Source organism: Lawsonibacter celer (genome assembly GCF_014281125.1).
GTDB lineage: Bacteria > Bacillota > Clostridia > Oscillospirales > Oscillospiraceae > Lawsonibacter_B > Lawsonibacter_B celer.
Genome location: NZ_JACOEA010000001.1, coordinates 443,589 through 468,580, shown reverse-complemented (window position 1 = coordinate 468,580; position 24,992 = coordinate 443,589). Strand labels below are relative to the sequence as shown.

The window sequence follows — 24,992 nt, the reverse complement described above, 5'->3', positions numbered from 1 at the left end:
AGGCTTGCAGATTAAAGTTGAATGGGCGCTGTTTCGTAAGAAACAGCGCCCATTTTTTGCATTTTGTGTTTTGTTTTTGTAAATTCCCTTGCAAAAGTGTTTGAAAAAGGCTATAATACTCTTTGTTAACAGTAATCAGGACTTATGCTCAAGTGTTTCGCTGCTGGGAGGTGGGGACTATGTTTCAGGTAGGGGACAAAATTGTCCATCCGATGCATGGTGCTGGCGTGATCGACAGTATCGTGCAAAAGAAGATTAACGGAGTTGTGCGGGAATACTATATTCTAAAGCTGCCGGTGGGCGGAATGATGGTCATGATCCCCACGGAAAACAGCGAGGAAATCGGCGTGCGGCCCGTGTGCAAGGGGAGCGAGGCGGATCAAGTCATCGCCGCCATTCCGGAGATTGAGGTCAATATGACGCAGAACTGGAACCGCCGTTATCGTGAAAATATGCTGAGGTTAAAAAGCGGCGACCTCCTAGAGGTGGCCAGAGTGGTAAAGGGGCTTATGCTCCGGGATGAAGAGCGGGGACTTTCCACAGGAGAGCGCAAGATGCTTCACTCCGCCAAGCAGATTCTGATTTCGGAGATTGTCCTCTCTCAGAACAGCAGTTATGAGGCTGTGGAGGAGCGGATCAACACAGCTCTTGCATAATGGCCCCCAAAAGAGCATAATGTAGACAGGACCGAAAAGGGAGCCGTGCGCGGGCTCCCTTTTTTGGAGGGAAGGAGGGGGCTGTATGCCTGGTTTTTGGGGAAAGCTCTTTCAAAAAAAGTGCGGGTCTGACATCCGCTGTGCCGCTGTGGTGCCTGCAGCCGGAAGCTCGGTGCGCATGGGACAGGATAAGCTGCTGCTCACCTTGGATGAGCAGCCTGTATTGGCCCATACGCTGCGCGCCCTGGACTGCTGCCCCTATGTGGAAGAGATCATTGTGGTCACCAGACGCGACCTGATTGTCCCAATCGGACAGCTTTGTCAGGACTACGCCTTTTCCAAGGTGACCAAGGTAGTCGTGGGTGGAGAGACCCGTACCCATTCTGTGTTAGCTGGCCTGTGGGAGGTGAGCGAGCACCTGGAGCTGGCTGCCATTCACGATGGCGCCCGGCCTTTGGTCAGCCAGCAGGTGCTGGAGGAGGCGATCCTGCGCGCCGCCCAGTGCGGCGCGGCGGCGCCTGCAGTGCCGGTGAAGGATACCATCAAGCAGGCAAGTGACGGCCTGGTTTCCGCAACTCTGGACCGCAGCCAGCTCTATGCGGTCCAGACCCCGCAGGTGTTTGAGACCTCCCTGATCAAGGCCGCTCTGACCAAAGCCCTGGAGGATGGCGTGGCTCTCACAGATGACTGTGCCGCTGTTGAGCGTTTGGGGCTGGGCGTGGCATTGACCCAGGGATCTTATGTCAATCTGAAAATTACTACGCCGGAGGATCTGGCCGCAGCAGAGGCGCTGATGGAATGGAGAGAGGAATTGTGATCCGAATTGGCCACGGCTATGACGTACACCGCCTGACAGCAGGTCGCAAGCTGATTCTGGGCGGCGTGGAAATCCCTTACGAGAAGGGGCTGCTGGGACATTCCGACGCAGACGTACTCACCCACGCGGTGATGGACGCACTGCTGGGGGCGGCCTGTCTGGGGGATATCGGAAGATGTTTCCCGGACACCGACCCGGCTTATGAGGGAGCGGACAGCCTGCTCCTGCTGGACCGGGTGATGGAGATGCTTCGGAGCAGGCGTCTGTCTGTTGGGAATGTGGACGCTACTATTATTGCCCAGCGCCCGAGGCTGGCCCCTTACCTGGAGGAAATGGCCCGCAACCTCTCCCGGCATATGGGGTTGGCAGATGGCTATGTAAATCTAAAAGCCACTACAGAGGAAAAATTGGGGTTTACGGGCTCCGGAGAGGGAATTGCGGCCCACGCAGTCTGCCTGCTGTGCAGAGAACAGGCCTGAAGTGCGGAAACATCTCCTGTCTCAAAATGCTCCGTTCCGGCATATGATGCCGTGAGAGGAGCGTTTTCACATGACCTATTATCTCATCGTCTGCCGTTCCCTGACTTACGCCCAGCGAACAGCTGAGGCGCTTGAGCGGAGTGGAATCACGGCGCACATCATCCGCTCGCCGAAAGTGATCGACCGCGAGGGCTGCAGCCACTCGGTGAAGATATCCGAGCGCAATCTGGCGGATGCGCTGACGGTGCTGGCCAGGGTGGGACTGACGCCGAAGCGGATCTATATTGCGTCCCGCGATGGCAGCTACCAGGAGGTGCTGCTGTGATTTACCTGGACAGCGCCGCCACAACAATGCAAAAACCGCCCTCAGTGTCCCGGGCCTGTGTGTCCGCCATGCGTACCATGGCCAGCCCGGGCCGAGGGGGTCACCGCCCCGCCATGCTTGCCGCACGGACCGCCTTTGCCTGCCGCGAGGAGGCGGCCGCCCTCTTTGGCGTAAATGAGCCGGAAAATGTGGTTTTTACCTTTAACGCCACTCATGGGCTGAATATTGCCATTAAATCGCTCGTCAAGAGAGGAGATACCGTTTTGATCTCCGGATACGAGCACAATGCGGTCACTCGGCCTCTGCACGCCCTGGGCGCTGTCGTAAAGGTGGCCTACGGGCCGCTTTTCCAGCCCGAGGCCATGTTCCGCAGCTTTGAGGAGCAGCTTACACCCGAGGTCTGTGCCGTTGTCTGCAACCACGTCTCCAATGTGTTCGGCTATATCCTGCCGGTAGAGCGTATTGCCGCCCTGTGCAGAGCAAGGGGCGTGCCCTTTATTCTGGACGCCTCTCAGTCCGCGGGGTGCTTGCCTGTGGATATGAGCCAGCTGAAGGCAGCCTTTATCGCCATGCCGGGCCACAAAGGGCTTTATGGCCCCCAGGGGACCGGCCTGCTTCTGTGCGGAACAGACACGCAGCCTCTGCTGGAAGGGGGCACCGGCAGTATGTCTGCCAGGCAGGAAATGCCGGATTTCCTGCCGGACCGGCTGGAGGCGGGCACGCACAATATTCCGGGGATTGCCGGCCTTCTGGAGGGGATTCGGTATGTACGCCGGGAGGGCCCGCTGAAGATACTGGAGCGGGAGCGCCGGCTGATGCAGACAGCGGCAAAAGGGCTGTCCGCACTGCCGGAGATAACAGTGTACGCGGATCCCCAGGGTTCTGCACAGGCGGGCGTACTCTCCTTTCAAGTGGGGGAGATGGACTGTGAATTGGTGGGAGAGGCCTTGGGAAAATGCGGCATTGCGGTGCGCGCCGGCCTTCACTGCTCACCCCTGGCCCACCGGTCTGCCGGCACCTATGAGAAGGGGACGGTACGGTCCAGTTTTTCCAGTTTCAATTCCCGCCTGGAGGCAGAGCGCCTTGTGTGGGAGATCGGACATCTGAACAGAAAAAATAGCCGCTGACGCGGCTATTTTTTCTGTTCAGATGTGGGAACGTACGCTTGTTCAGAGAAAATTAATGTTCCATTTGCTTGCCAAGTACGTGGGAATACAGTATAATATTTGAATTGAAACGGTAAGGATAAAAGGATAAAATGCTGCAGCGGCAGGGGCGGGCAGAGAGAAGTCTAAGGGCGGGAGACGGGAAGATGGGTGCGATCATGGAACTCTTGCAGAACTTATGGGGAATGGTATGGCCTATGGGTCCTGCCGACCTCATCGACATCGCCATTATGGCATTCATCATCTATAAAATCATTATGCTCATTCGCCGTACCAGCTCCGGCGCGGTGGCAAAAGGCATCCTCCTTTTGCTGGTGGCGATATGGATCTCCAGTATGGCCAAACTCAATACCGTCAACTTCCTGCTGAGCAAAGTGTTGGAATGGGGAGCGCTTGCGCTGGTTATCCTCTTCCAACCGGAGATCCGGCGCTTTCTTGAGCAGGTGGGCCGCAGCAGCCTGGGCAAGGTGTTTACCCATGTGGAGGACGTCAATGAGATTGAAAACGCCATTGTGCAGACCGTTGAGGCCTATACCTCGCTGTCAAAGACCAAAACAGGCGCGCTGATGGTCTTTGAGCGTAAAAATATGCTGGATGACCAAATTAAGACGGGTACCCCTCTCGACTGTCAAGTAAACAGTGAGCTGCTGAAAAACATCTTTTGGAACAAAGCGCCTTTGCACGACGGAGCAGTGATCGTCCGGAGCGGGCGCATCCGGGGAGCCGGCTGCATGCTGCCCCTGTCAGGCAATGTGAACCTGTCCCGGGATCTTGGGATGCGCCATCGGGCCGGCATCGGCGCCAGCGAGCACTCGGATGCGGTGGTAGCCATCGTCTCGGAGGAGACCGGATCCATCTCCGTGGCCGTGGGCGGAATGCTCAAGCGGCACCTGGCCCCGGAGACGCTGGAACGGCTGTTGCGCAATGAACTGCTTCCTGAGGCGGAGCCGCAGGAGGCTCCGAAATTCAAATTCTCCAATTTGTTCAAGACCAGGAAGGGAGAGTCGTCGGATGTGGAAAAAAATAGCTGACAGCCGATGGTTCTACGTGGTCGTCTCTGTGCTACTGGCCTTTATTCTCTGGCTCTATGTGGGCAATGAGGCAAATCCAACTCAGTCCGCTACTTTACGGGGCATCAAGGTAAATTTCAGCGGCCTGGAAAAGCTGGAGGAGCGCGGGCTGATGATCTCAGAGGGGGAGAGCCAGACGATGACGCTATCCCTTTGGGCCCGGCGGGATGTGCTCAATAAGTTGAACTCTGAAAATGTAACCGTCACCGTAGATGTATCCGGCATTTCGGAGCCGGGCGAGTACAGCCTGGACAGCCGGATCAGCTATCCACTCTCTGTAAATTCTGATGCGATTGATGTGCGGGATAAACGCCCGGAGAAAATTTCGCTTACCATCTCCCTGCGGGGCACAAAACAGGTAGAGGTGCGCGGCGTATTCAACGGCAGTGTCGCGGACGGCTTCCAGATGGGTGATTTCTCCTTCGCGCCTGACGTGGTGACGGTCAGCGGCAGCCAAGAACTGGTGGATCAGGTGGACTATGTGCTGGTTACAATCTCTCAGGAGGAACTGAATGAAACCTTCAGCAAGGATGTTCCCTTTACACTTATTGATTTCAATGGGAATGCGCTGTCTTCTTCCGGGCTAGAGACCGATGTAAGCACCATTTTGGTAACGCTGCCCGTGGTACAGTTAAAAGAAGTTCCGCTTACTGTGGAGCTTCAGGCTGGAGGCGGCGCCTCGGAAGAGGACGTAGAAGTGACCATCTCGCCGGAGAGCATTATGGTTTCCGGCGGGGAAGATGATTTGGCGGGGCTGAAGGAAATCTCGCTGGGCAGCATTGATCTCTCCAAAATTTTTGGTACGGATACCATCTCCATGCCTATCCAGCTCTCCCCGGAACTGACCAATGTCAGCGGTGTGACCGAGGCGACCGTCACAGTTCGGATCAAGGGGCTGTCCACCAAGGTGCTGGAGGTGGATAACATTGAAATCATTAACGCGCCTGACGGCTATACGGCCACGAATGTCACCCAGTCCCGCGGTATCACCATCCGCGGCTCTGAGGAGGCGGTGGCGGCGGTATCGGCCTCCCAGCTGCGGATTGTGGCTGATCTGAAGGATATCTCTGCAGCGACCGGCAGCCAGACCGTACCGGTCAAGGTATATCTGGACGGCAACAGCGAGGTGGGTGTGGTAGGCGATTATAATATCGTGGTCTCGATCAGCCGTTAGCCCTCTTTCCGCCGACCAAACAACACAGCCACAAAGGAGATACTCATGGTTCAAACAGCAAAAGTAACGCGTATTATTGATGATACGCGCGCGGAAATATCGGTAAAACGACAGTCCGCCTGCGGGCACGACTGCTCCCAGTGCGCAGGCGGCTGCAGCGAATTGATGGTGAGCCCCACGGTCTCGGTGGTGGCGGAAAATCTGGTCCACGCCATGCCCGGGGACACGGTGACCGTGGAGTCTTCCACGAAAAAAATCCTTGGTGCGGCGGTGCTGGTTTATTTAGTGCCCTTTCTGCTGTTTTTTGCGGGTTATTTTCTGTGCGCACTGCTCAGCCTTCCGGGTGGTTTGTCGGCCCTGGTCGGAGCGGCCGGTTTTGCTCTGGGGCTGTTCTTGGCCATTTTAAAGGACAGGCACGCCAGGAAGCACCAGACCATTTCCTTCCGCATTACCGCGGTCGAGCCGGCTTCCTAGTATGTTTGGCTATATCCGCCCCAACCGGGGAGAGCTCAAGGTGCGGGAGCTGGAGTCCTATGAGGCGGCCTATTGCGGATTGTGTCATGCCATAGGCCGACGGCACGGCCTTGCAGCCCGGATGTTCCTCAGCTATGATATCGTGTTTCTGGCCATGCTGCTGGATCATGAGAAGTGTGGAGCGATTTCCATACAGCGCAAACGCTGCCCAGCACGTCTGGGATGCCGCAAAAAGCGCTGTGCCTGCGATATGGAGGGGTTGGAGGCCGCGGCAGATATGGGAACCATCCTCAGCTATTGGAAGCTGAGGGACGAAGTTGCGGACAGCGGGTTCTGGCGCGGCCTGGCGGCCCGCTTCCTCTCGCGGCTGCTCCGCCATGGCTATCGGCTGGCGGCGCACAGCCTTCCCGAATTCGACCGCACGGTACAGAGCGCCCTGCGCGAGCTGCGTCAGCTGGAGGAGCAGCGGACCCCCTCGCTGGATCGCCCGGCAGATACTTTTGCTCGTATCCTTCAGGCGGCCATACCGCCTGAAACCGCAGAGGAAAAGCGCAGGATTCTGGAGCAGCTGCTTTACCATATAGGCCGGTGGATTTATCTGTTGGACGCCTGGGACGACCTGGAGGAGGACAGGCAGTCCGGCAGTTATAATCCCATCTCAGCCCGCTTCCCGGGGGAGGAAGAGGCCCACCAGGAATACCTGCGCACAACCCTGCGCCATTCACAGGGACTGGTCCTTTCGGCCTGGGGACTGCTGGAGGAAAGCGCCTGGAGCGGTATTGTAAACAATATCCTTTACCTAGGCATGCCTCTGGTGGAAGAGCTGGTTTTTACCGGCCAATGGAAGGCCGTCAAAAAAAGAAATGGGAGACGAATCCATGAGTGATCCTTATAGTGTGTTGGGCGTCAAACCGGAAGCCAGTGATGAAGAGATCAAACGGGCCTATCGGGAACTGGCGCGGAAATATCACCCGGACAATTATCAAAACAACCCGTTGGCGGATTTGGCTGAAGAAAAGATGAAAGAGATCAACGAGGCCTATGATACCATTACCAAAATGCGCAGCGGGGGAAGCTCGGGCGGCTATGGCGGAGGGTATCAGCAGCAGAGTACCTATCAGGGCGGCTATCAGCAGCAGTCCTATGCCGGGGGCTCTGTATACAATCAGGTGCGCCAGGCGATCAATATGGGCGATCTGGGCCGGGCAGAGCAGCTGCTGCGCAGTGCTCCCGCACAGGATGCGGAATGGCATTTTCTCACCGGTTCGATTGCTTATCGAAAGGGCTGGCTGGATGAGGCTATGCAGCATTACCAGGCGGCCTGCAATCTGGATCCGGGCAACGGGGAATACCGTCAGGCGCTGGCCATGATGCAGCGCGGCGGAGCGGCTTATCGCCCCTATGGCTATGGCGCCGGCGGAATGGATGCCTGTGACATCTGCTCGATGTGTCTATGTGCCAACTGCCTGTGCGGCGGATGTGGGAATTAACGCTATGACAGATAGAAAACGCCGTTCCGGTAGCGCATACCGTGCTGCAGTAACCGGAGTTCTGGCCGCCTTGTCGCTGGTATTTTTATATCTCTCTGCCCTGACCCCTTCCGGCCGGTTGGGATTGGTGGCCGTGGCTGGGCTGATTCCTGCAGCCGCTGTGGTCTCGGCGGGGCTGGCTGCAGGCTTCCTCTGCTACAGCGCGGCCGGACTCCTGGGGCTGATCCTGCTGCCTGTAAAAAGCAACGCGCTGCTCTATCTGCTCTTTTTTGGCCTGTATCCTATGATCAAAAGCCTGATTGAGCGCCTGCGGCAGCTACCTTTGGAGCTGCTGCTCAAGCTTGCTTTCTTCAACCTGGTCCTGACGTTGTTCTGGTTTGGCCTGTCCGGAGTGCTGCTGCCCTTTCTCCCGTCCGCGCTGAACCAGACTTGGCTGGTCTATGCCGCGGGCAATGTGGTTTTTCTGGTCTATGACTTTGGCTTTTCCAAGCTGATTGCTTTTTACTGCCAGAGAATTGACAAAGCCTTGCGAAGGAGAAGATAATTTGGTATAATAATTAGATACCAAAAAAGGACTTAATAAAAAAGCAAGGGAGGAATCCCCTTTGGTCAAAAGCATGACAGGTTACGGCAGGGGAGAGGCCGTAAAGAGGGGGCGCCCGATCACCGTGGAATTGCGCTCTGTGAACAATCGCTACCTGGACTGCACCGTGAAATTGCCGCGCATCTATGTCTTTGCGGAGGATGCGATCAAGGCGCTGGTGCAAAAGCATATCTCCAGAGGCAAGGTGGACGTATTTGTCACCATCGGCCCCTCCGCCCAGGGGGACACTGTTATCTCAGTCAACCGCCCTGTGGCGGACGGTTACTACAAGGCCCTGTGTGACCTGCGGGATGCTTACGGCCTGCGGGATGACATCTCGGTCTCGCTGCTCTCCCGCTTTCAGGATGTCTTCCTGGTGGAAAAAAACCAGGAGGATCTGGAGGCCGTCTGTACCGATATTTGCAGCGTGCTGGAGCTTGCACTCCAGGACTTTGACGGGATGCGCACCCGGGAGGGGGAGAAGCTTCGGCAGGATATTCTGGGCCGTGCGGCGAGCATCTCCGAGCTGACCGGGACGGTGGAGGCGCGCGCGCCCGGCATTGTGGCTGATTATCGGGCCCGCTTGGAGGGCAAGATGGCGGAAGTACTCCAGAACACCCAAATTGACGAGAGCCGTATTCTGACCGAGGCTGCCATCTATGCCGACAAGGTTGCGGTGGATGAGGAGACAGTCCGCCTGCGCAGCCATCTCTCTCAGCTGGAGCTGATGCTGAATGGAGACGGGCCTGTGGGCCGGAAGCTGGACTTCCTGATCCAGGAGTTTAACCGGGAGGCCAATACAATCGGTTCCAAATGCAACGACGTCCAAACTGCGCGGATTGTAGTGGACATCAAGGCTGAAATTGAAAAAATTCGGGAACAGATTCAAAATTTGGAATAAGGCGGGTGCTCTTGGTGAAACTCATCAATATTGGGTTTGGCAATCTGGTTTCGGCCAGCCGGCTGATCGCCATTGTCAGCCCGGAATCCGCCCCCATTAAGCGTATGATCCAGGAGGCCCGGGACAGAGGCGTGCTCATTGATGCCACCTATGGCCGCCGGACCCGGGCGGTCCTTGTGATGGACAGCGATCATATTGTGCTCTCAGCGCTCCAGCCAGAGACCGTGGCCGGCCGTCTGGGTGGAAAGGAAGCAGAACCGTCAGAGGAGGACGAGGCATGATACGAAAGAAAACCAAAGGCCAGCTGATTGTCCTCTCCGGCCCCTCCGGCGTGGGGAAAAGCACGGTGATTTCCGAACTGCTCAGTGCGCGGGATAACATCTATTTTTCTGTCTCTTTCACCACCCGCGCCCCTCGGGTTGGGGAGGCGAACGGCATCAATTACAATTTTGTCACCCGGGAGCGTTTTGAGGCCATGATCGCCAACGATGAGCTGTTGGAGCACGCGGAGTATGTCAATCATTACTACGGGACCTCGCTGCGGCTGATCCAGGAAAAACTGGATGCCGGAATCGACGTCCTACTGGACATTGAGGTACAGGGCGCCGCCAAGGTGCGCTCCAAGTGTCCGGACGCGGTATTTATCTTTATCATCCCCCCGTCCTTTGAAGAGCTCTCTCGCCGGCTTCATGGACGGAATACCGACCAGGAGGATGTGATTGCAGGCCGCTTACAGAAGGCCAGGGAAGAGTACCGTGAGATTCCGCGCTATGACTACCTGGTGGTTAACGATAAGGTCTCTGCCGCAGCTGCGGAGATCATTGCAATCCTGACCGCCGAGAGCTGCCGCACGAAGAACCGAATGAATCTTGTCGAAGGAGTTTGATCGATTATGATGCTCTATCCACCTATGAAGGATCTGCTGAAGGAGATTCCCAGCCGCTATATGCTGGTCAATGTAGTGGCCCAGCGAGCCCGCCAGATTGCCAGCGAGGCGGAAAGCGCCGGCATCCCGCTGGATGATAAACCGGTATCCATGGCCATCCGGGAAGTGGCGGACGGGAAAATTGATGTAACCACAGAGTAAGTGAGAGGCAAGCGTTTGGGACCCTCCGGCCCCTCCCGCTTGCCTTTTCCGAGATCAAGGGGGGAAGCCGATGGAGAGCCGTATGGTCGCAAAGGTGGCGCTGAGCGCCGCTACCTTTGCCATTGACAAGCCCTACGACTATTTGGTTCCGGAGGAGCTGACCGCCGCCCTTTGGCCCGGTATGCGGGTTATCGTTCCCTTCGGCGCGGGGAACCGCCGGACGCAGGGAATTGTCTTGGCGCTGGAGGACCGCGCTTCGCCCGATCCGCGCTGCAAATTTCTGCTTGCCCTGCTGGATGACGAGCCGGTGCTGGATGCCGAGGGCATCCAGCTGGCCCTCTGGATGCGGGAGCAGTGGTTCTGCACCGTCTATGATGCGGCCCGGGCGATGCTGCCGGCGGGCCTATATTTTTCACTCCAGGACCGCTATTGCCTGGCCCCGGGGATCGACCGTGAGGCCGCCTATGGGGCGGCGGGGCGCTCAGAACACGCCAAGCGGCTGGTGGAGCTGTTGTTTTCCTGCGGGGGCTCCGCTGAAGTAGGGCAGATCCGGGAGGCGTTTGGCACGAAGGATCCCAATCCCGCCCTGAGGGCCCTGACTGAGAAGGGAATCCTGACGCTGGAGACCAGCGCGTCCCGCGGGGTGGGTGACAAGACGGAGCAGGTGGCCACCCTGTCATTGCCCCCGGAAGAGGCGATGGCCCTGGTGACTCCCAAGCGCCGGGCCGCGCCGCTGCGGTATGCCGTGACGGAGCTGCTCTGTGCCATTGGCAGCGCCTCGGCCAAAGAATTATGCTATTTCACCGGCGCTTCCAACGCCACGCTGCGCTCCCTGGCGAAGAGCGGTATTCTCACCCTGGAGCGCAGGGAGGTATTCCGTCGTGTGGCAGTAGAGGGGGAGGTGCGGGCGGAGCCCGTGACCCTCAACCAGGAGCAGCAGACGGCCTTTGAGGGGCTATCCGCACTGGCCAACTGGGAAAAAGCGACGGCCGCCCTGCTCTATGGCGTCACCGGCAGCGGAAAAACGCAGGTATATCTAAAGCTCATCCGGCAAGTACTGGACCGGGGGCGCACCGCCATGGTGCTGGTGCCTGAGATTGCTCTGACCCCACAGTTACTGCGGATCTTTACCTCCCACTTTGGGGACGAGGTGGCGTTGCTCCACTCTTCCCTTCGGGCCGGAGAGCGCTATGACGAGTGGAAGCGCGTACGCTCCGGTCAGGCGAGGGTCGTTCTGGGGACGCGCTCAGCCGTCTTTGCACCCTTACAGAAACTTGGCCTGATTGTACTCGACGAAGAGCAGGAGTACAGCTACAAATCGGAAAATGTGCCCAAATACCACGCCAGAGATGTGGCAAAATACCGCTGTGCCCACCATAACGCTCTGCTGCTGCTTGGCTCAGCCACGCCGTCGGTGGAGAGTATGTATAAGGCGAAAAGTGGGGTCTATCATCTGTTTACCCTGTCCAGGCGATATAATGAGCGCGCGCTTCCATCCGTCTTTCTTGCGGATATGAAGGAGGAGCTGCGCGCCGGAAACGGCACGGCTCTGAGCCTGCCTCTGCGGCAGGCCATGGAAGAAAATCTGGAGGCAGGGGAGCAGACCATTCTCTTTCTCAACCGCCGGGGATCCAGCCGTATGGTCACCTGCGGCGAATGTGGCGCGGTCCCGACCTGCCCGCGCTGCTCCGCCTATCTCACCTACCACTCGGCCAACCGGCGGCTGATGTGCCACTACTGCGGCCACTCTGAGCCTCTGCCGGACCTCTGCCCGGAGTGCGGCGGGGGGCTGAACTTTGTAGGGGTGGGGACACAGCGGATTCAGGAGGAGCTGGAGGAGGCCTTCCCGGACCGCGAGGTGCTCCGGATGGACACCGATACCATCTCCGCCACACAGTCCCACGAGAAATTGCTCTCCCGCTTTGAACGGGAGCGGATCCCCTTTCTGGTGGGGACCCAAATGGTGGCCAAGGGGCTTGACTTTGAAAATGTGACCCTGGTGGGCGTTGTCTCCGCAGACCAATCCCTCTATGTGGACGACTATCGGGCGGGTGAGCGGACCTTTTCCCTCCTCACCCAGGTGGTGGGCCGGGCGGGACGGGGCGCCAAGCGGGGTCGGGCCATTATCCAGACCTATACTCCGGAGAACGACGTTATCACCTGCGCCGCCCGTCAGGACTACGACTCCTTTTATGAGCAGGAAATCGAGCTGCGCCGCCTGCGGGGCTGCCCGCCTTTTCGTGACCTGTTTGTCATTACTGCATCCGGCCTGACGGAGAGCGGGGTACTGCGGACGTGCATGCGTCTGCGGCGTTCCCTGGAGGCCTGGCTCTCCTGCATGGAGGAAAAGGACCTTCAGCTGCTGGGGCCCGCTCCGGCCAGCGTGGCGAAAATCAACAACCGCTATCGCTATCGTTTAACCCTGGCCTGCCGCAACCACAGAGAGATCCGTGCGCTGGTGGCACATTTGCTCCGGTGCGCTCAGAACGACAAAGAAAACCGTGGGGTGTCCGTTTCGGCGGATATCAATCCCTTGGATTAGGAGGAAATCGTATGGCTTTGAGGACCATTTTGACGGACAGTGACCCTGCCCTGCACAAGGTATGCCGTCCAGTGACCCAGTTCGACCAGCGGCTTTGGGATCTGATGGACGATTTAAAGGAGACCCTGGCGGACGCCAATGGTGCCGGTCTGGCCGCGCCTCAGATCGGAATCCTGCGGCGGGCTGTTGTGGTGGTGGATGCACAGGACCGCATGCTGGAGCTCATCAATCCGGAGCTGATTGCCCAAGAAGGGGAGCAGGAGGGCTTTGAGGGCTGCCTCTCCGTTCCCGGCCGCTGGGGCGTGGTAAAACGGCCCAGCCGGGTAAAGGTGCGTGCCCAGGACCGCAACGGCATTTTTTTTGAGGCCGAGGGGGAAGGCATTGTGGCGCGCTGCTTCTGCCACGAAATGGAGCATCTGGACGGCCATCTGTTTACCGAACATGCCGACCGGCTCTATACCAACGAGGAACTGGATAAGCTCATGGAACAGCAGGAGAACAAAGGAGCGCGCTGAAAATGAACATTCTCTTTATGGGCACGCCTGAATTTGCCGTGCCTTCTCTGGAGAAACTAATTGCGGACGGCCATGAGATCTGCGGCGTCTTCACCCAGCCGGATAAGCCCAAAAACCGTGGTATGAAGCTGCTGCCCACCCCGGTCAAGGTGTGCGCTCAGGCCCATGGAATTCCGGTCCATCAGCCGATCAAGCTGCGGGACGGTTCGGCGTTGGAGTTGATTCGCCGGCTGGACCCGGAGCTCATTGTCGTGGCCGCCTATGGCCGTATCCTGCCGGATGAAATCCTGAATGTGCCCCCCAAGGGGTGCATCAATGTCCACTCGTCCCTACTGCCCAAATACCGGGGAGCCGCGCCTATCAACTGGGCGGTGCTCAATGGGGATACGGTCACTGGAGTGACCATTATGCATATGGCCCACGATCTGGACGCGGGCGATATCATCGACATGGTCTCCACCCCCATCGGCCCGGATGAAAATGCCGAAGCACTCTACGGCAGGCTGGCCCGGCTGGGGGCGGAGCTTCTGGGCGATGTGGTCCAATCCATCCAGGCAGGAAGGGCTGCCCGCACGCCTCAGGATGATGCGCAGGCCACACTGGCTCCCATGCTGACTAAGCAGCTTTCGCCCATCGACTGGTCCCGACCGGCCCAGGACATTCACAACCAGGTCCGGGGACTCATTCCCTGGCCGGCCGCGTCTGCGGAATTGGGCGGAAAGCGCTGTAAAGTATTTTCAGCTGCTGTACTGCAGGAGGGCACCTCCGCCGCGCCGGGCACGATTCTGGAGGCTGGGAAAAACGGCATCTGGGTGGCCTGCGGCGGCGGTACTGTGCTGAATCTCCTGGAATTACAGCCGGATGGAGGCAAGCGAATGAAGGCTGCTGATTATCTCCGGGGCCACCCCATCCAGGTGGGCTGATTGGCGGGGGAGGCGTTTTACCCCGTCTGGACCGTGCTGGTGTCCGGTGCGGTAATTCTCACCGGAGGGTATCTGCTGCTGAGATGGCTGGCTACCTGCGGCGCACCCATCCCGGGTCCCATTGGTCTGGACCGGAGGGACAGGAGCGGAAGGGGAGTAGCCCTCTCTGCCCGTGAGGAGCTGCGGGTCTTTGCCCTGTCGCTTTTGTTCCGGCTGGTTGTCTTTGCCTTGGCCTCCCTCTTTCTGCTGCTTCTTAGCCAGGGTGGAGTGCTTTCCTCCTGGCGCCAGTGGGACGCAGTTCACTATGAGAAGCTGACGGAGCTGGGGTACGGCGGCTATGTGGAAAACGGCCAGCATCTCTTCCTGGTCTTTTTTCCTCTCTATGTCTGGCTCGTGCGTCTGGTACGTCTGGTAGTGGGAAATACCCTGGCTGCCGGGCTGCTGGTCTCCTGGCTGTGTTACGCGGGCGGATGTGTCTTTTTCTGCCGGCTGGCTTGCCTGGAATATGGCCGACGCACTGCCCGGCGTGCCGTCATCTTTCTGTCCCTCTTTCCATATGCCTTCTTCTTTGGAGGAATGATGACTGAGGGGCTCTTCCTGCTGACCACTGCCGCGGGCCTGTGGCACATCCGGCGGCATCAGTGGTGGGCCGCCGGACTGTGGGGGATTCTGGCTGCGCTGACCCGGATGCACGGGCTGCTGCTGGTGGGGGCCGCCTTGGCGGAGTTTCTCTCCCACCGGGAAAAGGGATGGCTGCGGAGGCTTCCGCTTGTCTTTCTCCCAGTGCTCGGTACGCTGGCCTACCTGTGGCTGAATAGACTGGTGACCGGTGATCCCTTCGCCTTTGTCCAGATGCAGCGGCACTGGAACCAGGGCTTCTGCTGGGTCTCAGATACCCTTTGGTATGTGTTGCACAATGCGTGGAGCACCCCAGATTCTGCCATCCGCTGGCAGATCTGGATTCCAACCCTCCTTCTTTTTCCCCTCTTCTTTACCCTGCTGCTCCGTGCGCGGCGGCAGCGGAGCATGCTTACGCTCTATGCTTTTGCCTGCCTGATCTTGGATTACTCCCTGTCCTGGCTGCTCAGCGCCGGACGCTATCTGTCCTGCGCGCTGCCGTTTTTCCTCTTTGCCGCGGACTGGGCCGAGGAAAGGCCGGCGGTCTCCGCCTTCCTAACTGCCGCCATGGCAGTTCCGTTTTCCTTACAGCTGATTCTTTATCTCACTGGCGGGCAAATTATGTAACCATGCAGAAAGTGAGGCTTTTATGCCGTTTTTCTATTACTATGATCCCTATTATTGGATGCTTCTTGTGCCGGCTATGCTGATCGCGCTGGTAGCCCAAATGCGGGTGAGCTCCACCTTCAATCGCTTTTCCCGCGTCGCTTGCCGGCGCGGGCTGACCGGCGCGCAGGCGGCAGAGGCAGTACTGCGCGCGCACGGGGTGCTTGACGTGCAAATCCAAGCGATTCGCGGGAACCTGAACGACCACTATGACCCACGCACCAATGTTATCCGCCTGTCTGATTCGGTCTACGGCGTGTCCTCGGTCGCTGCGGTAGGGGTAGCGGCCCATGAGGCGGGCCATGCAGTGCAGTACGCCCAGGGTTATGGTCCCATCAAGCTGCGTACTGCGATTATTCCGGTCTGCAACATCGGCTCACAGCTGTCCATTCTGTTTATCATCATTGGCCTGTTCCTGTATTCCGAGCCGCTGTTCGGCATCGGCGTCATTCTGTTTTCTCTGACCGTGCTGGTACAGCTGGTCACGCTGCCGGTGGAGTTCAATGCGTCACGGCGGGCGATTCAGACGCTGGAGAGCGGCTACCTTCTTGAGGAGGACGAGCTGCAGGGGGCCAAAAAGGTCCTGCGTGCCGCGGCCATGACCTATGTGGCTGCTCTGCTGGTCTCTCTGGCGCAGTTGCTGCGGTTTCTTCTGGCGTTCAGCGGCCGGAGGAGGGATTGAAATGACGGCAAGGGAAGCCGCCCTTTTGTCGCTTGCCGCCTGTGACAGCCAGGGCGCCTGGTCAGACGGCTACCTGAAAAAGGCGGGGCGGACGTCGGGGCTGGACAGCCGGGACATGGCGCTGGCCACCCGGCTGTGCTTCGGCGTGCTGCAGAATCGGTTGCTGCTGGATTTCTGGCTGTCCGGACTGTGCAGCAGAAAGCTGGAGCAGTTGGAGAATAAAGTGCTCAATTGCCTGCGCCTGGGGGCCTACCAAATTTTGATGCTGGACCGGGTGCCGGACAGCGCGGCAGTGAATGAGGCGGTCAGCCTGGCCCGGAAATATGCTAAAAATCCAAGGGCGGCCGGGCTGGTAAACGGAGTCCTACGCAGCTTGGTCCGACAGCGTGAGGTTTTGCCAGAGCCCCCTAACAACGCAGTCAGATACAGCCATCCCGCCTGGCTGGCGGAGGAGTTCACCCGCCGGCTGGGCAGGGAAGAGGCCGCCGCCCTGATGGAGGCGAACAATGGTCAGCCACCCACCGTGGCCCAGGTAAATCTCTGCCGCGCCACGTCGGAGGAGACCGCCGCAGCCTTGGAACGGGAGGGCGTCTGCGTGAAACCCCACCCTTGGCTGCCCGACTGTCTGTTGCTCTCCAACACCGGGAACCTGGAGCGTTTGCATGCATTTCAGCAGGGGTGGTTCTATATCCAGGACGCAGCCGCCCGACTGGCAGTGCTGGCGGCAGGCCCGCAGCCCGGAATGGATGTGCTGGACGCCTGTGCCGCCCCCGGAGGAAAATCCTTTGCCGCAGCGATTGCCATGGAGGACAGGGGGCAGGTGACCTCCTGCGACATCCATCCCCATAAGGAGCGGCTCATCCAGGCCGGAGCACAGCGCCTGGGCCTGACCTGTGTCCGTCCGATGCTCCTGGACGGCAAGGTCTGTCGTGAGGAGTTCCGGAGTCGATTTGATCTGGTCATCGCGGACGTCCCCTGCTCCGGACTAGGCATTATCCGCAAAAAACCGGACATCCGCTATAAAGCGCCAGGTCCTTTGGAGGGGCTGCCCAAAGTGCAATCTGAGATTTTGAACAATGTGGCTGCCTACGTACGTCCCGGCGGTGTGCTCCTTTACGCCACCTGCACCCTGCTGGAACGGGAAAACGAGGCGGTTGTTCTACATTTTATCGACAGGAATCCATGCTTTGCATTAGAAGCGTTCCAGCTGCCCGGCCCGTTTGGTCCAATGGAAACAGCTATGTGTACCCTCTGGCCCCACCGGGATGGTACAGACGGCTTTTTCTTCGCAAAGCTCAGGAGGATGCTATGACAGACATCAAGTCCATGGAATTGACCGAGATGGCGGACTTCTTTCAGGCTCTGGGTGAGCCCGCGTTTCGTGCAAAACAGGTATTTCAGTGGCTTCACCGGGGCGCGTGCTCCTTTGAAGAAATGAGCAATCTGCCCAAGTCTCTGCGGGAAAAGCTCTCCGCCGCCTGCATTCTGCACATGCCTACGGTGGAGCGCAAGCAGGTCTCCGCCCAAGACGGCACCGTCAAATATCTGTGGCGGCTGGCGGACGGAAACTGTATTGAAACGGTTTTGATGCGCTATCATCATGGGAATACTGTATGCATCTCCTCCCAGGTCGGCTGCCGGATGGGCTGTGCCTTCTGCGCCTCCACCCTGGGCGGCAAGATCCGGGATTTGACGCCTGCAGAGCTTCTGGACCAGGTGATCTTTACCCAGAAGGACTCCGGGGCCGTAATCAGCAATATCGTCCTCATGGGCATTGGAGAGCCGCTGGATAATTTCGAACATGTGATGCGTTTCCTGGCGCTGGTCAACCATCCGGAGGGGTTGCATATCGGGATGCGGCATATCTCCCTGTCCACCTGTGGGCTAACTGAAAAAATTGACAAGCTGGCGGAATATCGGTTACAATTGACCCTGTCGGTATCCCTCCATGCGCCTGACGATGAGACCAGGAGCCGGATCATGCCGGCAAATCGCAGCGTGGGTGTGGAGCGGCTTTTTGCCGCCTGCCGCCGGTATTTTGAGAAAACAGGCCGGCGGATCTCATATGAGTACGCCATGATCGACGGCGTCAACGACGCCGACTGGCAGGCGGACCTGCTGGCAAAGCATCTGAAGGGGACCCCCGGTCATGTCAATCTAATCCCGCTCAATCATGTGGAGGAGAGTCCGCTCAAACCCAGCCGGCGGGTATCCGCTTTCCAGAAGCGGCTGGAGAGCCAGGGGATTACCGCAACCGTCCGGCGAAAACTGGGCGGCGACATCGACGCTTCCTGCGGGCAGCTGCGCCGCAAGAGCATGCAGAACGGCTGAGCAAGCCCTGCTTTGGAGCACCTTCAGGGCAGGGAAGTGTGAGCCGCCGGAAAGAGGCAATGACAATGATACATGCATGGGGCATTACCGACAAAGGCGCGGTAAGGCAGCAAAACCAAGATGGCTTTTACTTAGATGTTCCGTCGGAGCGGCTGGCGGTAGGAGTCGTGTGCGACGGTATGGGCGGCGCAAAGGCGGGCAATATCGCAAGCCTTCTGGCGGTGGAGACCTTTGTAGAGACGCTTCAGTCCCTGCCGGACGGAGCACCTGAGGACCCTGCCGAACTGCTGGCCCAGGCGGCCGAAAACGCCAACAGCGCCGTGTTCCACCGCGCAAGCACGGAACCGGACTGCCACGGCATGGGCACGACCATGGTGGCCGCGCTGGTGGAGGACCATACCGCCTATCTGCTCAATATTGGGGACAGCAGAGCGTACCATATCTCGGGCGGCGGCATCCGCAAGATAACCAGGGATCACTCGCTGGTGGAGGATATGGTGGTTCGCGGGCAGATCACGCCGGACGAGGCGCGCAACCACCCGCAAAAAAATCTCATCACCCGCGCACTGGGCTCGGAGGCCCATATTCGGGCCGATCTCTACCGGGAGCCGCTGGAGAGCGGGGACTATCTCCTGCTCTGCTCCGATGGGCTGTCCAACCTTCTGACTGACCAGGAGCTGCTCTTTGAAGTGCTCCATGGGGGAGTGGCGGAGGACTGCTGCAAGCGCCTGCTGGACGTGGCCATGTCCCGGGGGGCGCCGGACAACGTAACCGTCGTCCTCCTAGAAATCCTTTAAGGGGGTAATGAACTATGGATCAATACATAGGGAAATTACTCGACAATCGATATGAGATTTTAGAGCGCATCGGCACCGGCGGCATGGCGGTGGTCTATAAGGCCCGCTGTCATTGGCTCAACCGCCTGGTGGCCGTTAAGATCCTCAAGGAGGATTTGGCCCAGGACGCGGAGATCCGGCGCCGTTTTCACGATGAATCTCAGGCTGTCGCCATGCTCTCCCACCCGAATATTGTGGCCGTCTATGATGTGTCCCGCACTTCGGACCCAGACTATATTGTGATGGAATTGATTGACGGGATTACCCTGAAGCAGTATATCCAGAAGAAGGGTGGGAAGCTCTCCTGGCGTGAGGCGCTGCATTTCACCACGCAGATTATGAAGGCCCTCTCCCACGCCCATGGGCGCGGGATCATCCATCGGGATATCAAACCCCACAATATGATGGTACTGCGCGATGGGAGCCTGAAGGTGGCCGACTTCGGCATCGCCCGGGTGGCCTCCGCCGCCCAGGCTACGCTTACGCAAGAGGCTCTGGGGTCGGTCCACTATATCTCCCCGGAACAGGCCCGCGGCAGCCATATTGACGCCCGCAGCGACATCTATTCCGCGGGTGTGGTGCTCTATGAGATGATCACCGGAAGATTGCCCTATGAGGGGGACTCTCCGGTCTCCGTCGCCATTCAGCACATCAACTCCATCCCCCTCTCTCCCCGGGATCTTGACCCGGATATTCCGGAGGCGCTGGAGGCCATCACCATGAAGGCCATGGCCTCCGATGTGAACCGGCGCTATGTCTCCGCCGACGCCATGCTGGCCGATCTGGAGGAATTCCGCAAAAATCCCAGTATCAGCTTTGATTACACATCCGCTGACCTGTTGGCAGAGGAGGGCGACGAGCCCACGCAGATATTGGGGGCCAACACCCCCCATAGCGTCAGGCAGCAGCCGGCCCACGCAGACCGGGTAGAGGAGCCGACCCAGGCGGCCCATCCTCGGCGCAGCCATTCCCGCCGGAACGATGTCGGTGTGGAGGAAGAGTATGAGCCCCATGGCCGCAGAGGCGGCGCCAGCCGCCTCCCGCTTTTCCTTGCGGTCGGTGCGATCGCTGTATTTCTGGTCGGCATTGGCGTATTCCTGTGGGTCTCCTTTTTCAGCGGAATGGTGGGCGGCGAGCAGCAGTACAATGTCCCGAAGCTGATCGGTATGACGCTGGAAGAGGCCAGGGCGAATGAGGCCGTTCTGAAAGGACAGTTCGTGGTTGTGGAAGGGGAAACCGTGGTCAGCGACGCCCCAGCAGGGCAGATTGTCAGCCAGACGCCGGATAGCGGACTCAACGCACCCTCCGGAGCCACGATTACGGTGTCTGTCAGCAGCGGCAGTGAGGCCAGCCGCATGCCTGACCTTTACAACAAGGACCACCGTGTAGCGGTCAGCACACTGAAAAATTTGGGCATTACAGAAGACAATATCACCATTGAAGAGCGCAGTGATGAGAGTGTCGGGGAGGGGAAGGTCATCTCGCAGACACCTGCGGCGGAGACCGACCTAGCCGGTGTAACTCAGGTGACTCTTGTGGTCAGCACCGGTCCGAAGGTAGAGACAGTAAACGTGGTCTCATTCCTGCATAAATCGCCGGAGGATGCACAGAAGTGGGCGGAAGAGCAGCTTAGCCTCACCTACGGCGGAATCACCGGTCAGGAGTACAGTGACGACGTGGATGAGGGCCTCATCTGCTGGCAGAGCATTGAGCCCGGCACCGAGGTAGACGAGGGGACCACCATCTACTTCAAGATCAGCAAAGGATCGGATCCCGCGTCCTCCACGCCGCCTACGGACGAGCCAACCGTATCTCCGACGCCCAGCCAATCCCCCGGCACTGGGGAAGACCCTGCGCCATCCCCGATACCGGTATACCGCACCGTTCAGGTCAAGCTCCCCAATGATGGCCGTGAGCGGGTTGCAGTACGGATCCAGGTGGGGGACAACACCGCGGCCTATGACAATATGGCCGAAACGCAGATGGGAACCATTTATGCCCCTGTGCAGGGGATTGGCGTGCAGCAGGTCACCATCTATATTGATGAGGTGTCGGTGGACAGCTACACGCTGGATTTCAGCCAATGACGGGCGAGGGAATGATTTTAAAGGCCCTGAGCGGCTTCTATTATGTGGACCCGGGCGATGGCCGCCTGATCTCCTGCAGGGCCAGGGGGAAATTCCGGCACCAGAAGCAGAGCCCTCTGGCGGGGGATCGTGTGGTCTTTACTGACCTGGGAGACGGTACCGGTGCGCTGGACGAGATCCTGCCGCGGAAAAATGAATTTCAGCGCCCGGCGGTCGCGAATATTGACCAACTGGTTATCATCGCCTCAGGCGCTGTCCCGGTAACCGACCCCTTTCTGATTGATCGAGTTGTCTCTATCGCCGAGGGCCGCAGCTGCCAGAGCGTTGTGTGTATCAACAAGTGTGATCTGGATGCGGCTACGGAGCTGTACCAGACCTATGTCCTGGCGGGTTTTCCCACGCTGCGCGTGAGCGCGGAGACCGGGGAGGGGCTAGATCAGCTTGCGGCCCTTATATCTGGAAAGGTATCTGCCTTTACGGGTAATTCCGGCGTTGGGAAGTCCAGCATTCTCAACGCCCTGGAGCCGGGATTCCAGCTCCAGGTGGGTCAGGTATCCGATAAGCTGGGGCGCGGCCGGCATACTACCCGGCATGTGGAGCTCTTTCGCCTGAGCAGCGGGGCCGTGGTCGCCGATACGCCCGGCTTCTCTTCCTTTGACACGGATAGGGCGGAACTGCGGCGGCCGGAGGAACTGCAGGACACCTTCCGGGAATTTGCTCCCTATTTAGGACAATGCCGCTTTACCGGGTGCGCCCATATCAAGGAAAAGGGCTGCGCGGTGTTGGCGGCGCTGAGAGAGGGGAAGATCTCCTCCAGCCGTCATGCCAGCTATGTGCGCCTCTATCAGCAGGCAAAGGAAGTGCCGGAATGGGAACGGAATTGACGAATCGCGCCCTGATTTTTGGTGCTGCCCCCTGTACCTGCTGGGCCTTCCTCCGCCCCTATCTGGAGCGCTGGCTGCCCTGTCCGGTGCTCTGTGCGGACGGCGGCTCCGTAAATGCTGCTGCGGCCGGCCTGAAGGCAGATTTTCTCATTGGCGACTGGGATTCCGGCGGGTCTCCGTCGAATCGCATCCCCTGCGTTACGCTTCCCGCGGAAAAGGATCTGACGGACCTGGAGGCCGCGGTAGACCACGCCTCGGCCATGGGTGCCCGGAACCTGCTGCTGTGCGGCTGCACCGGCGGCAGGCTGGATCACACCGCCTCCAATCTGATGCTGCTGGAACACGTGGCAGAGCAGGGTTGTCAAGCTCTGCTAATTGACAGCGATAATGAGGTGCGACTGCTGGAGGGAGAGACCATTGTTCTGGAGAACTTCCCCTCCTACCGCTATCTCTCCCTGATTCCGCTGGACCGCCAGATCACTGGCGTCACCCTGCGGGGCGTAAAATATCCCCTTACCGGCGCGCGGCTCAAGCGTGGATCTACTTTTTCCGTCAGCAACGAACCGGCTTCAGATTGCATAACCATCACCGTGGAGACCGGACGTGTGCTGCTGATCCGCAGCCAGCGCACAGACGTTTGAACTGTATCATACGGCAGTCACCGACAGCCGCCTCCTGCGTATACTGGGTCAGACCAGTTTATGGAAGGAGGCGGCTGTTTTGACGTCATGGCCGGAATGGCTGAACAAAAAGAACCTTGGAGTGGCGGCGCTGTGCGCCGGTGGAGCGGCTCTTGTGCTCTATCCCGCCAGTATGATTACGCTGGGCCTGGGCGCCATCCTGGGTTATAAGGGAAAGGATTGGCTGCGTGAGTTTTTGGATCGATAGGAGGTAATTTGTTTTGAAGATCGTCGTGGTCAAGTCTCCGAAGGCGTTGTGCGGAATTCTCAAGACTTTGTTTGGCCTGCGCTGAATTGGGAGACATAGCGGCCACTCCTTGTACATATAGTTCTATAGCAAACTTTGCATGAGAAAGGGCCAAAGGGCCCGTACAAGGAGTGGAACGCTATGGAGCTGGAATTGGATCGGACCCAACTGAGTGGATACGAGACTATGCTGGACACCACGGTCTGTCAGGAAGAGACCATGGAAATGATTGTTCCGGATGCCTGTCCGGACATCCTGCGGATCTGTGATACCGAGGGTACTGCCTGCTTGAAAAGCAAAGAGTCCCAGGAGGGAAGAGTGGAGCTGACCGGCACAGCCAGGGCGGCGGTGCTTTACCTTCCGGACGGTACGGAGGGGATGCGCCGTCTGGAGGTCGCGATTCCTTTCTCGTGCAGCGCCGAAGGGGCACAGGTGACTTCCGGGTGTACAGTAATCGCCTGTCCCTGGATACAGGCTGCAGAAACCCGCCTGCTCAATCCCCGAAAGGTACTCGTACGGATTCAGATCGCTGTTTCTGTGCAGGTCTACGCCCCGGTTTCTGAGGAGTTGTGCGCAGGCGTATCCGAACCGGAAAGCGCCGGTGTGGAGCAGCTGGTGGAGCCCTGTCAGCTCTATCAGGTATCCGCCGTACAGGAAAAACCCTTTACATTTGCAGACGACGTAATGATTTCTGGGGGAAAGCCGGAGGCGGAGGAACTGCTGAAGAGCAGAGTGTCTCTGCGCTGCAATGAGTCTAAGGTGATTGGAAGCAAACTGATCTTCAAGGGAGAGGCCATGCTTCAGCTGCTCTACCGGGCCGCGGAGGGCGCGCTTTGTACCACCGACTATGTACTGCCTTTTTCTCAGATTATGGAGGTCAACGGGGTAGGGGAGGACTGTGACTGTGAAGTGCAGGTGGTGCTGACGGACACGGAGTGCCGCTTGGATGGCTCAGACGGGCGCACCATCAGCGTGGCGCTGGGACTGCTGGCACAGGCCACCGTATGGGAGACCAGGAGCTTGGAGCTTTTGACCGACCTCTACTCCACAGCCTATCAACTGGAGGCGGATACCAGGCCCTGCAGCCTGAAGCAGCTGGCGGACCGCGGAATCAAGAATCAGACCGTGCGGGAGATCATTGAGACCGGTATGCAGGCAAAAAGCGTATCGGATACCTATGTCCGCATGGGCCCGGTGACTCAGCGGCGCGAAGGAGAGCGGCTGGAGCTGAGTGTGGAGGCAAATGTCACCATTCTCTATCAGGCGGAAGACGATACGCTCTCTGCTGTCTCCCGGACACTCCGCGTGCCCTGTACCCTGGACGTGGGGGAGGGGGCGGAGTGTGCTTGCCGGTGCGGCGTTCCGGGTGAAATCTTTGCAGTCCCGTCCTCCAGCGGAATCGAAGTGCGGTTCCAGGTGGATATTCAGTATCTTGCCTACACCAGACGGCAGATGATAAGTGTTTCCGGCGTCCATCTGGATGAAAACGGGGTGCGTGACACGGCCGGAAAACCCTCGATTGTCCTCCGAATGGTGGCCGGTGGAGAACGGCTCTGGGATATTGCCAAGGCTTACGGCACGACTGCCCAGGATATCCTTCAGGCCAACGACCTGAGCGAAGACGCTCTGCCCGCGGGCCAGCTGCTGCTTATCCCCCGTAAACGCTGAGAAAAGGCCCGGACCGGTATCCTGCAGCCGGTCCGGGCCTTTTTCAATGCGTGGTATATTTTAAGGCTTATCCCCATAGGTATGTAGAGAA

Annotated in this window: 28 protein-coding genes; all 28 read left to right on the top strand. The window is 58.7% G+C overall.

What is annotated here, in order from left to right; translation table 11 throughout:
* Positions 1–179: 179 nt before the first annotated feature.
* Positions 180–656, top strand: a complete 477-nt coding sequence (locus tag H9Q75_RS02280) for a CarD family transcriptional regulator (RefSeq protein ID WP_186564537.1) — start codon at positions 180–182, stop codon at positions 654–656.
* A gap of 85 nt (positions 657–741) precedes the next feature.
* Positions 742–1,473: a 2-C-methyl-D-erythritol 4-phosphate cytidylyltransferase gene (ispD, locus tag H9Q75_RS02275; RefSeq protein ID WP_186564536.1), complete on the top strand. Its 732-nt coding sequence runs from the start codon at positions 742–744 to the stop codon at positions 1,471–1,473.
* Positions 1,473–1,952, top strand: coding sequence for a 2-C-methyl-D-erythritol 2,4-cyclodiphosphate synthase (gene ispF / locus H9Q75_RS02270; protein ID WP_423788630.1), 480 nt, complete (start codon positions 1,473–1,475; stop codon positions 1,950–1,952). Before ispD ends, ispF begins: the two co-directional genes overlap by 1 nt.
* Before the next feature lie 70 nt (positions 1,953–2,022).
* Complete coding sequence (locus H9Q75_RS02265) at positions 2,023–2,277, top strand: putative Se/S carrier protein (protein WP_186564534.1); 255 nt, start codon at positions 2,023–2,025, stop codon at positions 2,275–2,277.
* On the top strand, positions 2,274–3,404 hold the full coding sequence (locus tag H9Q75_RS02260; RefSeq protein ID WP_186564533.1) for an aminotransferase class V-fold PLP-dependent enzyme: 1,131 nt from the start codon (positions 2,274–2,276) through the stop codon (positions 3,402–3,404). Before H9Q75_RS02265 ends, H9Q75_RS02260 begins: the two co-directional genes overlap by 4 nt.
* A gap of 185 nt (positions 3,405–3,589) precedes the next feature.
* Positions 3,590–4,474 (top strand): diadenylate cyclase CdaA, encoded by an 885-nt coding sequence (gene cdaA, locus H9Q75_RS02255; RefSeq protein ID WP_186564532.1) that lies wholly within the window; start codon positions 3,590–3,592, stop codon positions 4,472–4,474.
* Positions 4,455–5,687, top strand: coding sequence for a CdaR family protein (locus H9Q75_RS02250; protein WP_186564531.1), 1,233 nt, complete (start codon positions 4,455–4,457; stop codon positions 5,685–5,687). The genes cdaA and H9Q75_RS02250 overlap by 20 nt, the downstream gene beginning before the upstream one ends.
* Positions 5,688–5,732: 45 nt before the next feature.
* Positions 5,733–6,161, top strand: a complete 429-nt coding sequence (locus tag H9Q75_RS02245) for a SoxR reducing system RseC family protein (protein ID WP_186564530.1) — start codon at positions 5,733–5,735, stop codon at positions 6,159–6,161.
* Position 6,162: 1 nt separating this feature from the next.
* Positions 6,163–7,047: a DUF5685 family protein gene (locus tag H9Q75_RS02240; RefSeq protein WP_186564529.1), complete on the top strand. Its 885-nt coding sequence runs from the start codon at positions 6,163–6,165 to the stop codon at positions 7,045–7,047.
* Complete coding sequence (locus H9Q75_RS02235; RefSeq protein ID WP_186564528.1) at positions 7,040–7,651, top strand: J domain-containing protein; 612 nt, start codon at positions 7,040–7,042, stop codon at positions 7,649–7,651. The genes H9Q75_RS02240 and H9Q75_RS02235 overlap by 8 nt, the downstream gene beginning before the upstream one ends.
* A gap of 4 nt (positions 7,652–7,655) precedes the next feature.
* The gene (locus H9Q75_RS02230; protein WP_186564527.1) at positions 7,656–8,195 is read left to right on the top strand and encodes a hypothetical protein; all 540 of its coding nucleotides are present in this window, start codon (positions 7,656–7,658) and stop codon (positions 8,193–8,195) included.
* A gap of 73 nt (positions 8,196–8,268) precedes the next feature.
* Positions 8,269–9,135, top strand: a complete 867-nt coding sequence (locus tag H9Q75_RS02225) for a YicC/YloC family endoribonuclease (RefSeq protein WP_186564997.1) — start codon at positions 8,269–8,271, stop codon at positions 9,133–9,135.
* A 14-nt stretch (positions 9,136–9,149) separates the two neighbouring features.
* Entirely contained in the window at positions 9,150–9,416 is a 267-nt protein-coding gene (remA, locus tag H9Q75_RS02220) for an extracellular matrix/biofilm regulator RemA (RefSeq protein ID WP_186564526.1), read from the top strand.
* Positions 9,413–10,021 (top strand): guanylate kinase, encoded by a 609-nt coding sequence (gmk, locus tag H9Q75_RS02215; protein ID WP_186564525.1) that lies wholly within the window; start codon positions 9,413–9,415, stop codon positions 10,019–10,021. Before remA ends, gmk begins: the two co-directional genes overlap by 4 nt.
* A 6-nt stretch (positions 10,022–10,027) precedes the next feature.
* Positions 10,028–10,222: a DNA-directed RNA polymerase subunit omega gene (gene rpoZ, locus H9Q75_RS02210; protein ID WP_186564524.1), complete on the top strand. Its 195-nt coding sequence runs from the start codon at positions 10,028–10,030 to the stop codon at positions 10,220–10,222.
* Between the two features lie 70 nt (positions 10,223–10,292).
* A complete protein-coding gene (priA, locus tag H9Q75_RS02205) occupies positions 10,293–12,764 on the top strand; it encodes a replication restart helicase PriA (RefSeq protein ID WP_186564523.1) in 2,472 nt (823 codons plus the stop codon).
* 11 nt (positions 12,765–12,775) lie between these two features.
* The gene (gene def, locus H9Q75_RS02200; protein ID WP_186564522.1) at positions 12,776–13,279 is read left to right on the top strand and encodes a peptide deformylase; all 504 of its coding nucleotides are present in this window, start codon (positions 12,776–12,778) and stop codon (positions 13,277–13,279) included.
* Positions 13,280–13,281: 2 nt separating this feature from the next.
* On the top strand, positions 13,282–14,202 hold the full coding sequence (gene fmt / locus H9Q75_RS02195) for a methionyl-tRNA formyltransferase (protein ID WP_186564521.1): 921 nt from the start codon (positions 13,282–13,284) through the stop codon (positions 14,200–14,202).
* Positions 14,203–15,447 carry an ArnT family glycosyltransferase gene (locus H9Q75_RS02190; RefSeq protein ID WP_186564520.1) on the top strand — a complete coding sequence of 415 codons (1,245 nt, stop codon included), beginning with the start codon at positions 14,203–14,205 and terminating at the stop codon, positions 15,445–15,447. It abuts the gene before it with no gap.
* 22 nt (positions 15,448–15,469) lie between these two features.
* Complete coding sequence (locus H9Q75_RS02185; RefSeq protein ID WP_186564519.1) at positions 15,470–16,168, top strand: zinc metallopeptidase; 699 nt, start codon at positions 15,470–15,472, stop codon at positions 16,166–16,168.
* Position 16,169: 1 nt separating this feature from the next.
* A complete protein-coding gene (gene rsmB, locus H9Q75_RS02180) occupies positions 16,170–17,480 on the top strand; it encodes a 16S rRNA (cytosine(967)-C(5))-methyltransferase RsmB (RefSeq protein WP_186564518.1) in 1,311 nt (436 codons plus the stop codon).
* Positions 17,477–18,499, top strand: a complete 1,023-nt coding sequence (gene rlmN / locus H9Q75_RS02175; protein WP_186564517.1) for a dual-specificity RNA methyltransferase RlmN — start codon at positions 17,477–17,479, stop codon at positions 18,497–18,499. The genes rsmB and rlmN overlap by 4 nt, the downstream gene beginning before the upstream one ends.
* Before the next feature lie 65 nt (positions 18,500–18,564).
* Positions 18,565–19,296 (top strand): Stp1/IreP family PP2C-type Ser/Thr phosphatase, encoded by a 732-nt coding sequence (locus H9Q75_RS02170; protein WP_186564516.1) that lies wholly within the window; start codon positions 18,565–18,567, stop codon positions 19,294–19,296.
* 14 nt (positions 19,297–19,310) lie between these two features.
* Positions 19,311–21,422, top strand: a complete 2,112-nt coding sequence (pknB, locus tag H9Q75_RS02165; protein ID WP_186564515.1) for a Stk1 family PASTA domain-containing Ser/Thr kinase — start codon at positions 19,311–19,313, stop codon at positions 21,420–21,422.
* Entirely contained in the window at positions 21,419–22,306 is an 888-nt protein-coding gene (gene rsgA / locus H9Q75_RS02160; protein WP_186564514.1) for a ribosome small subunit-dependent GTPase A, read from the top strand. Before pknB ends, rsgA begins: the two co-directional genes overlap by 4 nt.
* Positions 22,291–22,947, top strand: a complete 657-nt coding sequence (locus tag H9Q75_RS02155; protein WP_186564513.1) for a thiamine diphosphokinase — start codon at positions 22,291–22,293, stop codon at positions 22,945–22,947. Before rsgA ends, H9Q75_RS02155 begins: the two co-directional genes overlap by 16 nt.
* A gap of 79 nt (positions 22,948–23,026) precedes the next feature.
* Entirely contained in the window at positions 23,027–23,194 is a 168-nt protein-coding gene (locus tag H9Q75_RS02150) for a hypothetical protein (RefSeq protein ID WP_186564512.1), read from the top strand.
* Positions 23,195–23,374: 180 nt separating this feature from the next.
* Entirely contained in the window at positions 23,375–24,901 is a 1,527-nt protein-coding gene (locus tag H9Q75_RS02145; RefSeq protein ID WP_186564511.1) for a DUF3794 and LysM peptidoglycan-binding domain-containing protein, read from the top strand.
* Positions 24,902–24,992: the final 91 nt, after the last annotated feature.